This is a genomic window from Dyella marensis, assembly GCF_900112865.1.
GTDB lineage: Bacteria > Pseudomonadota > Gammaproteobacteria > Xanthomonadales > Rhodanobacteraceae > Dyella_D > Dyella_D marensis_A.
In genome coordinates, this window is record NZ_FONH01000004.1 from 276,511 (window position 1) to 289,878 (window position 13,368).

Annotated in this window: 3 protein-coding genes; 2 read left to right on the top strand and 1 reads right to left on the bottom strand. The window is 69.1% G+C overall.

Translation table 11 applies throughout. The annotated features are described in order from the left end of the window. Positions 1-596: 596 nt before the first annotated feature. Positions 597-8,519, top strand: a complete 7,923-nt coding sequence (locus BM172_RS09180) for an SdrD B-like domain-containing protein (protein WP_026633152.1) — start codon at positions 597-599, stop codon at positions 8,517-8,519. Next, positions 8,516-12,301 (top strand): hypothetical protein, encoded by a 3,786-nt coding sequence (locus tag BM172_RS09185; protein ID WP_051548270.1) that lies wholly within the window; start codon positions 8,516-8,518, stop codon positions 12,299-12,301. Before BM172_RS09180 ends, BM172_RS09185 begins: the two co-directional genes overlap by 4 nt. A 639-nt stretch (positions 12,302-12,940) precedes the next feature. Here the strand turns inward: BM172_RS09185 and BM172_RS09190 are convergent. Beyond that, positions 12,941-13,330 carry a tautomerase family protein gene (locus tag BM172_RS09190; RefSeq protein WP_026633153.1) on the bottom strand — a complete coding sequence of 130 codons (390 nt, stop codon included), beginning with the start codon at positions 13,328-13,330 and terminating at the stop codon, positions 12,941-12,943. Between the last annotated feature and the right edge of the window lie 38 nt (positions 13,331-13,368).

The following is a 13,368-nucleotide window of genomic DNA, read 5'->3' on the forward strand; positions in this document are numbered from 1 at the left end:
GATACTTTTCCACAGGCTGGCCTGCGGGACATCCACAGCGGCTGTGGAAAAAACACGGCGATGACCCACGATGCGTTCGCCGCGTTCGTCGCATCGTTGAAGGGGCAGAGCGGCGCGGGCAAGCGGCGACGCGGGCCGCTGGGCCAGGAGCGTGATCCTTCAAGGTGTACCCGGATGAGACTTTGCGTCCTGCATGAGCGATGAAGTCGCGCTTCGCGCCATGCTCGCGATCCAGGCTAATCGCGCAGAGTCAAGCACTTACCTCCGCTCGCCACTATGCGTGATTCCCGCCGTGTCGGTCCTTCACAAATCGAAATTTCTTTCAAGCCCGATTGACGCAAATCGCAGCCTTGCACGATCCTTTCGTGAGCTCGATCACGGATACAGGGGCCGTGGACGACTCGCCGTGGGGTACGGCGTTTTCGGATTTCCTCCTATCTGCTTGTAGTCGCCACCCGACGTCTGGATGACGCTCGGCCGTCGGCGCCTGGCTGTGCAGGGGAGCCGGCTTTTCTCCTTGGAACGACCCATCCACCCGTGTGCCTGCAGAAGCGGCACGCGACGGCGGATTGTTGCCAACCTTCAGGGGGTATCGGATGGAATCCGATCGGACGCAACCCGCGTCGCTGCGCAAGCGCAGCGGCCGCATCTTCAGCCGCGCCGTATTCGCGTGCATCACGCTGTTCGCCGCCGCACCCGCGCTGGCCGCGGTCGACCTGGTGGTCAACAACTCCGATGCCGGTTCCGATCCGACGCCAGCCGGCGGCATCGTCACCTACACCGTGCGTGTCGATAACAACGGCAGCACCACGGCCACCGGCATCACGCTGAGCGACACACTGCCCGCGGGCACCAGCTACGTCGGCACCAGCACGCCGGCGGGCGTCACCTGCGGCACGCCCAGCGGCGGCGTGCTGAGCTGCTCGCTCGGTTCGCTGGCAGCCGCCGGCAACGTGACGGTGAGCATCCAGGTGCGCGCGCCCACGGCGGGCATCATCACCAATACCGCCTCGGCCACCGCCAACGAAGTGGACAGCGATGCCAGCAACAACACCGGCATCACCCAGGACACCACCATCAACCAGGGCGCGGACCTCGCGCTGTCGGTGGTGCAGAACCCCAGCGGTTCGGTGACCTCCGGCGGCACGCTGGCCTATACCTTCACCGTCGCCAACCAGGGCCCGGACACCGCCACCAGCGCGCGCATCACTGCGAACCTGCCGCCGGGCTTCAACGTGGCCGGCGGCCTGCCTGCCGGCTGCTCGGTGGCGGGACAGGTGCTGACCTGCAACCTCAGCGGCAGCATCGCCAGCGGCGCCAGCTGGGTGGTCGGCCCGATCAACGGCGCGGTGGGCGTGGCCGGCGGCTCGAACATGGCGCTGAACGGCAGTGTCGCGGTGACCTCCAGCGGCGCGGCGCAGGATCCGGACAGCGGCAACAACAGCGTCACCGCCAACACCGCGGTGCTCGCCGGCAGCGACATCAGCCTGACCAAGACCGCCAGCACCGGCTCGCCGATCCTCACCGGCACCAGCTTCAGCTTCATCCTGGCGCCGCGCTACACCGGCGACAACCCGACCAGCGTCACCGTCACCGACACGGTGCCGGCCAATTTCCAGATCACCGGCAATGCCAGCGGCACTGGCTGGAGCTGCGGCGCGCCGGCGGGCCAGACCATCACCTGCACGCGCGCGCTCGGCGGCGCGGCGCCCGGCTACAACATCGCGATGCCGCAGATCACGGTGCCGGTGAAGGCGATCACCGCCGGCACCGCGATCACCAACACCGCCTCGGCCAGCAGCACGCTGACCGATCCGCAGGCAGGCAACAACGCCGGTTCGGCCACCGTCGGCGTGGTCGATCCGACCTCCGACCTGGCGGCGAACAAGAGCGGCCCGAACCCGGCGCTCGCCACCGTCGGCTCCAGCTTCGACTGGAGCATTTCGATGCACAACAACGGCACGGCGCCGCTCACCGGCACCGCGCGCATGATCGACACGCTGCCTATCGGCGTGACGCTGACCGCCTACAAGCAGGCCAACGGCTGGAGCTGCGCGCCGGCCGCGCCGTTCACGCCGGCGGCGGGCAACCAGACCGTCACCTGCACGCGCGACTACACCGCCGGCACGCCGCTGGCGGTGGGCGGCACCTCGCAGGCGGTGGTCTACAGCGTGACCGCCAATGCGGCCGGCACGCTGACCAACACCATGTGCGTGTCTGCAGTGGCTTCCGCGGCCGGTACGCCGTGGAGCGACAACAACGCCAGCAACGATTGCGTGGGCAGCGGCGTGCAGGCGCAGATCGGTCCGGATTCGGCCGACCTGCGCCTGATCAAGAAGGCCGCGCAGGCCACTGTCGCCGCGGGCGACGAGCTGGACTACACGCTGGAAGTGGTCAACAGCGGACCGCAGACCGCGGTGAACGTCAGCGTGGTCGACCAGCTCGACACGCTGATCAACAGCAATACCGGCGCCACCGGCGCGGGCTACATCGGCGCGAGCATCGCCAACGGTCCGGCCGGCGCCAGCTGCCCGGCGCCGACGGTGTCCTCCGGCAGCGGCGTGACCCTGCAATGCGCGCTCGGCGACGTGCCCACCTGCACCGCCGGCAGCAACTGCCCGGTGATCACGGTGAAGATCCGTCCCGGCGGCGATGGCGGCGCGCGCACCAACAGCGCCTATGCGGTATCGCCGACCACGGCCGATCCGGACTACAGCAACAACAACGACAGCGTCACCACCACCACCGACGCGCGCGCCGACGTCAGCGTGGTCGTCACCGGCTCGCCGTCGCCCGCCACCGCGGGGCAGACGCTGACCTACGTGCTGACCGTGAAGAACGGCGACTACAGCCAGGCGCAGAACGTCAGCGTCACCGACCAGCTGCCGGCCAATGTCACCTTCGTGTCGGCGACCGCATCCGGCGGCGGCAGCTGCGGCACGCAGCCGGCCGCGGGTTCCACCACGGGACCGGGCAACCAGACCCTGACCTGCGACTGGGGCGCGATCAACCGCAACGCGCAGCAGACCGTCACCGTGGTGGTGCGCCCGAACGACGCCACCCAGGGCGGCACGCTGGCCACCAGCGCCACCGCCAGCACCAGCACCACCGAGCTCAATGGCGCGAACAACGCCGGCAGCCTCAACGTGCCGGTGAACAATGCCGCGCTGGACATCCTCGGCAACATCGTCGACAGCCCCGATCCGGTGGCCGTCGGCGACAACATGACCTACACGCTGACGCTGACCAACAGCGGCCCGTCGTACGCCGAGAACGCCAACTTCACCGTCACGCTGCCGTCGGCGCTGCTGAGCTTCCAGGCGCTGACGCCGCCGGCCGGCGCCACCTGTTCCACGCCTGCGGTCGGCACCATCGGCGGCACCGTGACCTGCCAGTTCGGCACGGTCGCGACAAGCAGCAGCAAGGTCGTGCAGCTCACCATGCGCGGCGAAGCCAAGGGCACCACCACGCTGCGCCTGGCCACCAGCTCGGACGAAGTGGCCGCGGGCCGCGATACCCAGCCGGGCAACAACAACCCCAGCGAAAACACCACGGTGCGCACCAAGGCCGACGTGCAGCTGGTGAGCAAGACCGCCAACCCGTCGAGCATCGGCTACCGCGAGGCGTTCAACTACAGCATCGCGGTGGCCAACAACGGTCCGGGCGTCGCCGACGGCGTGCAGGTCACCGACAGCCTGCCCAGCGGCATGGTGCTGGCCGGCACGCCGAGCATCGCCACCAGTGCGGGCTTCCCGTCGATCCCGGGCACGCCGTGCACCGGCGCGGCCGGCGGCACCAATTTCGCCTGCGCGCTCGGCGACGATGCGGCGGTCGGCGCGACCGCCACCATCACCGTGCCCGTGCGCGTCACCGGCCAGCCTGCGTCCAATCCGGCCACGCTGACCAACAACGCGTCGATCACCACCACCTCGCTGGACCCGACCCCGGGCAACAACAGCAACGGCGGCAACGTCAGCGTCACCAGCTCGTCGATCGCCGGCGCGGTATTCGCCGACCTCAACGGCAATGGCGTGCGCGATGCGGGCGACACCGGCATCGCCGGCGTCACCGTGAAGGTGAGCGGCACGGCCGTCGACGGCTCCGCGGTGAACCGCACCGTGACCAGCGCCGCCGACGGCAGCTACCTGGTGCAGTTCCTGCCCGCCGGCAACTACACCGTGACCGAAACGCAACCGGCCGGCTATCGCGACGGCACCGACGCCGCCGGCAGCGCGGGCGGCACGGCGGCCAATCCGGGCGACGCCATCAGCGGCGTGAACCTGCCCAGCAACACCGCCGCCACGGCCTACAACTTCGGCGAGCTGCCGGATGCGCAGATCGCCGGCAAGGTCTACAGCGACCTGAATAACAACGGCGTCGCCGATGCGGGCGAGGCGGGCATCGGCAGTCCGCCGGTGACGCTGGCGCTGACCGGCACCGACGATCTCGGCCAGGCGGTCAGCCTCACCACCACGACGGATGCCTCCGGCAACTACGCCTTCAAGAACCTGCGTCCCGGCAGCTACACCGTGACCGAGACGCAACCGGCGGGTTACCTGCCGGGCAAGGCACGCACGGGCACCGGCACCAGCAACGGCGGCACGCCGTCGGCGGACGGCAACACCATCGGCGCCATCACGCTGGGCATCGGCCAGCAGGGCGCGAACTTCGACTTCGGCGAACTGGCCTCGACCTCGCTGGCCGGCTTCGTCTACATCGACGCCAACAAGAACGGCGTGCGCGATGCGGGCGAGACCGCGGGCATCGGCGGCGTCACCGTGACGCTCACCGGCACCGACGACCTGGGCCAGGCCGTCAACACCACGGTCACCACCGCCAACGACGGCAGCTACAGCTTTCCCAACCTGCGCCCGGGCACCTACCAGGTGGCCGAGACCCAGCCGGCGCAGTGGCAGGACGGCGGCGATACCGTCGGTACCGTGGGCGGCACGCCGAACGGCACGCTGGCCGGCAACGACGTGATCGGCAGCATCGTGCTCGGCGCGGGGCAGGCCGGTGCGAACTACAACTTCGGCGAGCTGGGCCAGGGCCTGGGCGGCTTCGTCTATGTCGACACCAACGGCAATGGCCTGCGCGATGCGGGCGAGACCGGCATCGCCGGCGTGGCGATCGCCATCACCAACACCGCGACCAGCGCCACCGTCAACCTGACCACCGATGCCTCGGGCGCCTATCTCGCGCCCAACCTGCCGGCCGGCACGTATCGCATCGCCGAAACGCAACCGCCGCAGTACGCCGACGGCCAGGAGCAGGTCGGCACGCTGGGCGGCACGCACGCGGCCAATGACGTGTTCGAAGGCGTCGCGCTGGGCGTGTCGCAGGTCGGCGCGAACTACAACTTCGGCGAGCTGGCGGCACGCCTGTCCGGCGCCGTGTTCATCGACGGCAACAACAATGGCACGCGCGACGCGGGCGAGACCGGCATCGCCGGCGTCACCGTGGTGCTCACCGGCACCGACGTCGACGGCCGCGCGGTCAACCGCAGCGTGACCACCGACGCCAGCGGCGACTATGTCTTCGACGGCCTGCTGCCGGCGAACGGCGCCGGCTACACGCTCACCGAGACCCAGCCGGGCGCCTATGCGGACGGTGCGGAACACGTGGGCAGCCTCGGCGGCACCGCCGGTGCGGCGGGCACCAGCGTGATCTCCGGCATTCCGGTGGCACCGGGTGCGCGCGGCACGGCCTACGACTTCGGCGAACTGACCGGCGGCATCAGCGGCTCGGTGTACGTGGACGCCAACAACAATGGCGTGCGCGACAGCGGCGAAGCGCCGATCGCCGGCGTCAGCGTGCGCCTGACCGGCACCGACGTCGACGGCAAGGCGGTGGATCGCAGCATCGTCACCGGCGCCGACGGCAGCTACGTATTCGCCGGCCTGACCAAGGCGGGCGCGGGCGGCTACACGCTCACCGAAACGCAGCCGAACGGCTATATCGACGGCAAGAGCGTGCCGGGCATGGTCAACGGCGCGCCCTGCGCGGCGTGCACCACCGGTACGCGCAACGTCAACGGCAACGTGCCGTTCGATCCGGCGCAGACCTTCAGCCAGTTCGACTTCCCCGAACTGATGCCCAGCTCGCTGGCGGGTTCGGTCTACGACGACGTCAACGGCAATCACGTGCGCGACACCGGCGAAGGCCTGGGCAATGTCACCGTCACGCTCACCGGCACCGACGACCTCGGCCAGGCGGTGAACCAGACCGCCACCACCGCGGCGGACGGCAGCTACACGTTCGAGCACCTGCGTCCGGGCAACTACAGCGTGACCGAGACACAGCCGCCGGGCCTGGGCGACGTCGGTTCGCGCGCCGGCACCGCGGGCGGCAGCACCACGCCGAACGTGATCAGCGCGATCGCGCTGCCGCAGGGCACCGCGGCCACCGGCTACGACTTCATCGACCACGGCGGCGTGCTCAGCGGCGCGGTGTACTTCGACAAGAATGGCAACGGCGTGCGCGACGCGGGCGAACCCGGCCTGCCGGGCGTGACCGTGACGCTGAGCGGCGCGGTCAGCCGCACCATCACCACCGGTGCCGACGGCAGCTATCAGTTCGCCGGCCTGGTCGCGGGCAGCTACACCGTCACCGAGACGCAGCCGCCGCTGTACAAGGACGGCGGCGTGCAGGTCGGCAGCGCCGGCGGCGCGAAGGGCAACAACAGCGTCGGCGCGATCACGCTGCCGGCCGGCATCAATGCCACCGACTACAACTTCCCGGAACTGACCGGCGCCGACGGCAGCATCGCCGGCAGCGTGTGGCTCAACAACGCCAGCGGCAACCCGGCGGCAAAGGATGCCGGCGAGGCCGGCCTGAGCGGCTGGTACGCGGAGCTGTACCAGAACGGCAGCCGCGTCACCTCGGTGCCCGCCGTCGCCACCGACGCGCAAGGCAACTACGTGCTCACCGGCGTGCCGGCGGGCGGCGGCTACGAGCTGCGCTTCCGCAGCCCGGGCGGCGTGTACTACGGCTATCCGGTCTCGCAGGATCCGGACAAGCAGTGGAACGGCACGGTCGACAAGGCCAATGCGATGCCCGCGATCAAGGGCATCACCGTGGGTTCCGGCGTGGCCGTGACGCAGCAGGACCTGCCGCTGGATCCGGGCGGCATCGTGTACGACGCGGTGTCGCGCCAGCCGCTGGCCGGCGCGCGCGTGACCCTGCTCGATCCCTCGGGCCAGCCGGTCAATCCGCAATACCTGGCCGGCGGCGTGGGCAATGTCACGCAGACCACCGGCACGGACGGTCTCTATCAGTTCCTGCTGCTGCCGGGTGCGCCCGCGGGCACCTACACCTTGCGCGTGGAAGCGCCGGCGGGCTACGTCACGCCGCCCTCGGGCATCCATCCGCCGGCGGGCAAGCAGCTGAGCGTGCCGGGCGGGGCGACCACGTATCGCGTATCGCCGCTCAACGGACCGCCGGCCTCCGGCGACCTGCCGCCGTACTACCTGGCCTTCGCGGTCAGCGCGAGCTCGGCGGGCTTCGCCGGCAACCACATCCCGGTCGACCCGGTGCTGCAGGGTGCGCTGCGCGTCACCAAGACCACGCCCAAGATCAATGTGAGCAAGGGCGACCTGGTGCCGTACACCATCGAGATCACCAACACGCTGGCGGTCAGCCTGACCAACATCGCAGCGGTGGACCTGGTGCCGGCAGGCTTCAAGTACCGCGCGCAGAGCGCACGCATCGACGGCGTGCCGCGCGAACCGCTGATGAGCGGCCGCACGCTGAGCTGGCCGGAACTGAGCATCGGCCCGAACCAGACCCGCACGCTGACCGTGGTGCTGGTGATCGGCTCGGGCGTGGGCGAAGGCGAATACACCAACCAGGCCTGGGCCGCCAACACGCTGGCCAACCGCGTGGTGTCGAACATCGGCACGGCGGTGGTGCGGCTGGTGCCGGATCCGACCTTCGACTGCGCCGACCTGATCGGCAAGGTGTTCGACGACAAGAACGGCAACGGCTACCAGGACCAGGGCGAACCCGGCGTGCCGGCGGTACGCCTGGCCACGGTGCGCGGCCTGCTGGTGACCACCGATGCGGAAGGCCGCTACCACGTGCCGTGCGCGGATATCCCGCAGTACGACCGCGGCGCCAACTTCGTGATGAAGCTGGACGAGCGCAGCCTGCCGACCGGTTATCGCCTGACCACCGAAAACCCCGGCGACGTGCGCATGACCGCCGGCAAGATGTCCAAGCTCAACTTCGGCGTGGCACTGCATCGCGTGGTGCGCGTGGACGTGAGCGCGGCGGCGTTCGAGCGCGATGGCGACAAGTTGCTCGAGGCCTGGGCCGCGCAGCTGCCGCAGCTGTACGAGCGCATCAAGGGCCAGCCCAGCGTGCTGCGCCTGGCCTATCACCCGGCGCGAGGGGAAGACCTCGGCAAGGCACGCGACCGATTGCGCAGCTTGCAACGACGCATCGACGACGACTGGCATCGCGCCGGCGACGGACGCCCCGTGCTGATCGAACAGGAAATCGCCGAGGTGCAGCCATGAAGGCCATGAAGGCGCTCCGCCGCCAACCGCTCGCCGCGCTGATCGCGCTGGCCCTCGCCGCGCCGGGTCACGCACTCGCCGCCGATACCCCGGCGCAGTCCGCGCCGGAAGACAACCATGGCCGCGTCGTGCAGAACGGTGCGCTCGTGGACCATGCCAATCCTCCTTCCAGCGAGAACCTGCAGGCACTCGCCGCGGATGGCCGGTCGTTATCCAGCGAACTGCGCCAGGGCGACAGCGTGTCCTGCGCCAGCGCCGCCGCCGCGCCCGTGCCGACCGATGCGAAGCCATTCCTGGTGAGCGTGGACGGCGCGCCGGCCGACGGCCAGGCCGCCAATGCCGCCGACCGCCAGCGCTGCGTGGACGTGGCGCTCGCCAACGACGCCGTGCAGGTGCGCTACGACCCGCTGGTGGCCAAGCCCATGCTCAACGCATGGACCGCCGCCGACGGCGGCGTGCGCGGCGAACCGGTGCGCTTCCGCTCGTGGAGCAACTACGCGGCGTGGATCGCGCATGCGGAGATCCGCATCTTCCCGCGCGGCGAAAGCACGCAGGAAACGCCGCTGGCCGTGGTGCCGCTGCCGATCGGCGGCGATGCCGCATGGCAGCCGCCGGCCGATCTGCCGGCCGACCTGATCTATGTGTTGCGCGTGAGCGATGCCAAGGGCCGTTTCGACGAGACGCGCGCCAAGCAGCTCACCCTGGTGGACTACCGCACCCACCACGCCGACCTCGACACGCCCGAACGCGAAGCGCTCACCGGCTATGGCGAGGACAGCCGCGACGTTGCCAACATTCCCGTGCGCGGCGCCGCGGTGACGGTCAACGGCCGCGTGCCCGCACCGGGTACGCCGGTGCGCGCGCTCAATACGGATGTGCCGGTCGGCCGCGATGGCAAGTTCGCGATGCAGCAGATCCTGCCGCCGGGCGATCGCCTGGTGGAGGTGAGCGTGGGCGAGCGTACGTATCGCCGCAGCGTGCGCCTGCCGGAGCGCGACTGGTTCTACGTGGGCATGGCGGACATCACCGCCAGCCACGGCAGCGCCTCGGCCAATGCCACGGTGGTCGATCCGAGCCTGAAGAACGAGGTGAAGAGCAGCGCCATCGACGGACGCCTGGCCTTCTATACCAAGGGCACGTTCGAGAACGGCTGGAAACTGACCGCCTCGGCCGATACGCGCGAGCAGCCGCTCAACGACCTCTTCAGCAACTTCGCCAGCAAGGATCCGCGCTATCTGCTGCGCCGGATCGATCCGGACCAGTTCTATCCGGTGTACGGCGACGACTCCACCGCGGTGGACGACGCGCCCACCCAGGGCAAGTTCTACGTCAAGGTGGAGAAGGACGACACCCAGCTGATGTGGGGCAACTTCCTCACCTCGTGGACGGGTTCGGAACTGGTGCAGTATTCGCGCGGCCTGTACGGCGCCAACCTGTTGTGGAAGTCGCAGGGCAGCACCGAACACGGCGAGCGCCGCAGCAGTCTCAATGCGTTCGCCGCCGATCCGGGCACGGTCGCCTCGCGCGAGGAATTCCGCGGCACCGGCGGTTCGCTGTACTACCTGCAGCGGCAGGACCTCACCACCGGCTCCGAACGGGTGTGGGTGGAAATCCGCGACCGCGATTCGGGCCTGGTATTGCAGCGCAATCTGCTGGTGCCGGGGTCGGACTACGACCTCAACTATCTGCAGGGCCGCATCCTGCTGCGTGCGCCGCTGTCGTCGGTGGCGGACGGCTCGGGCCTGGTGCAGCTCGGCGGCCTGTCGGGCAATCCGGCCTACCTGGTCGTGACCTACGAATACGTGCCCGGGGTGACCGAGCTGGACACGCTGGCGGCCGGCGCGCGCGGCGAGCACTGGTTCAACGACCACGTGCGCATCGGCGCGACCAGCTATCACCAGGGCGGCGAAGGCACCGACCAGAGCCTGGGCGGGATCGACGCCACGCTGCGCTACAAGCCCGGCACCTTCGTGCGCCTGGAAGCGGCGCGCTCGAAGGGCGAGGGCACCGGCACGCTCAGTTCGATCGACGGCGGTTTCAATTTCCAGAACGCCAATGGACTGGGCAACCAGCCGGTGACCAAGAGCGACGACAAGGCCTATGCCGGCCGCGTCGACGCCGCGGTCTCGCTGGCCGACTTCTCCAAGGACATGCGCGGCACGCTCAGCGCGTACTGGCAGGACCGGCAGGAAGGCTTTTCCGCGCCGGGCCAGATCACCCTGGGCAGCGAAGGCGCGCGCCAGGTCGGCGGCCGCGCTGACGTGCCGCTGGGCAAGGCCACCGATCTGAGCCTGAAGGTGGACCGCACCGACGCGATCAGCCAGGACCGCAAGTCCGCCGAGGCGGCGCTGCGCCACCAGTTCGATCCGCACTGGGCCGGCAGCGTGGGCGTGCGCGCGGAAGATCGCGGCACGGCCAACACCGCGCTGGTGCAAAGTCCGATCCTGGCCGAGCACGGCCAGCGCACCGACGCCATCGCACGCATGGATTACCAGTCGCTGGCCAGCGATCCGGCCAAGCCGGGCACGCTGCCGGATGTGCTGGATTCGTGGAACGCCTATGGCTTCGTGCAGCAGACCCTGGCCCGCACTGGCACGCGCAGCGACAACGACCGCGCGGGTGTCGGCGGCGGTTGGCAGGTCACCGAGCGCATCCACGCCAATGCGGAAGTGTCGGGCGGCGACGGCGGCCTCGGCGGCAAGCTCGGCGGTGACTACCGCATCAGCGACCGCAGCAATGTCTATGCGCAGTACCTGATGGAAACCGACCGGCCGGATCTCGCTTACCGCGGCCGTTTCGGCACCCTGGTCGGCGGTGCGAAGACGCGCCTCAACGATCGCGTCAGCGTGTACGAGGAAAGCCGCGAGACCACCGGCAGCGGCCAGGACAGCCTCATCCACGCGTTCGGCCTGGACCTGACCGTCAACGACCGCTGGAGCACCGGCTTCAAGCTGGAAGAGGGCACCATCAGCGATCCGCTCGCCGGCGACCTGCGCCGGCAGGCGGCCAGCGTGTCGCTGGCCTACAAGGGCCTGGCGACCAAGTGGGCGTCGAGCCTGGAGTATCGCTACGAGGACAGCAATCTGTCCGGCCGGCGCACGTCATGGTTGACGCGCAACAGCCTGGGCAGCCAGCTATCGCCGGCGTGGCGCCTGCTGGGCAAGCTCGACGTGGCGCGCAGCGGCGCGAGCAACGGCGCGTTCTTCGATGGCAACTACACCGAGGGCGTGGTCGGCGCGGCCTATCGTCCGGTGGACAACGACCGCTGGAACACCCTGGTCAAGTACACCTACATGTACGACCTGCCGTCGCCGGGCCAGCTGTCGCCGTCCAGCGGCATCGGCCCGGTCAGCACCGATCCGACCAGCAATGTGTACGCGAGCACGGTGGCCGACTACAGCCAGAAGAGCCAGGTACTCTCGGTGGACACCATCTACGACGTCACGCCGTGGTTGTCGGTCGGCGCGAAGTACGGCTACCGCTGGGGCAGCCTGAAGCCCACGCGCACGGCCGGCGACTGGCTGGACAGCACCGCCACGCTGTGGGTGATCCGCGGCGAGTGGCACTTCGTACGCAACTGGAGCGGCCTGGTCGAGTGGCGCCGCCTGCGCGCGCGCGAGGCGGGCGATGCGAAGCAAGGCGTGCTGGTCGGTGTCTACCGCTACGTCACCAAGCACCTGAAGGTGGGCGTCGGCTATAACTTCACGCGCTTCTCCGACGACCTCACCAACCTCAACTACAACAACAAGGGCGTGTTCCTCAACGTGTTGTCGACGTTCTGAGCCGTGGCGAAGGGCGAGCCGTGAGGGCGCATGGCGGATGCGGGAAAACAGGGGGTACGGGCCGGGGGGCGATGGTCCGGCTGTAACCCGGTGAATCCGGTCGTGGCCGGATTCTCCGCCATGCGCCCTCACGGCTTGCTTGTCCTTCGCCCGGGGTCATGCCGTTGTCACTTTTCCACAGCGCTTGTGGATGCCAACGGCACAAGTCTGTGGACAAGTCAGGTTGTGCCGTTGGCGGACAAGCACTTGGCACGTGCTGACGGGTTTTTCGACACCGCTTGTGGCATGTGTGCGGTGCAGGTTTTCCACAGCTGCTGTGGATGTGCTCCGGATAAGCTTGTGGATAAGCGTGGTCGAGGCTTTTGTCGACAACGACTTGTCACGCCTTGCCGAGGTTTTGTTCAAGGGTTGCCTCGCCCCCCAAGGCCGTCATTCCGGCGCAGGCCGGAATCCAGTGACGTCATGGCCCGATTGTCGCGATATCGCGTACAGCGCTTGGCACCTGCGATGACGCGACAACCGGACGTTGTCGCTACTGGATGACTCGCTTCGCTCGCCCCTCCGGGGCCGCCCTCCGGGCGTTCTTCGCGCTACGCGCTCGTCCAGCCTGCGCCGGAATGACGAGCTTGTCTGGATCCGTCAAAGCTCCTTGGTCAGGAACTGCGCCCTGCCATGCCCGAACGACCAGTCCGCATCGCCGTTCTCCACCAGCGACACGATCAGGTCGTCAGGCGATAGCCCGCAGCGGTCGTGCAGCCGTTCGGCGAGCAAGCGATAGAACGTCTGCTTCTGCGCCTCGGTGCGCCGGCGCGAGACGACGGTAAGGACCACCGCCTGCTCCGAGCGCCGAAAGCCCAGGCCCGTATCTTCCAGCACCATCTCGGCCGGACGGTGCTGGGTGACGGATTGATAGCGGTCGGTGGCCGGGACCTCGAACGCTTCGACCATCGCTTCGTGCGTAGCGTCCATGAGGGCCCGCAGTTCCTGGTCGTTGCGGCCGGCGATGACATCGAACTTGATGAGTGGCATGGGGAACTCCTGCAGCGTGGGTTGGGGCGTGGCGATCG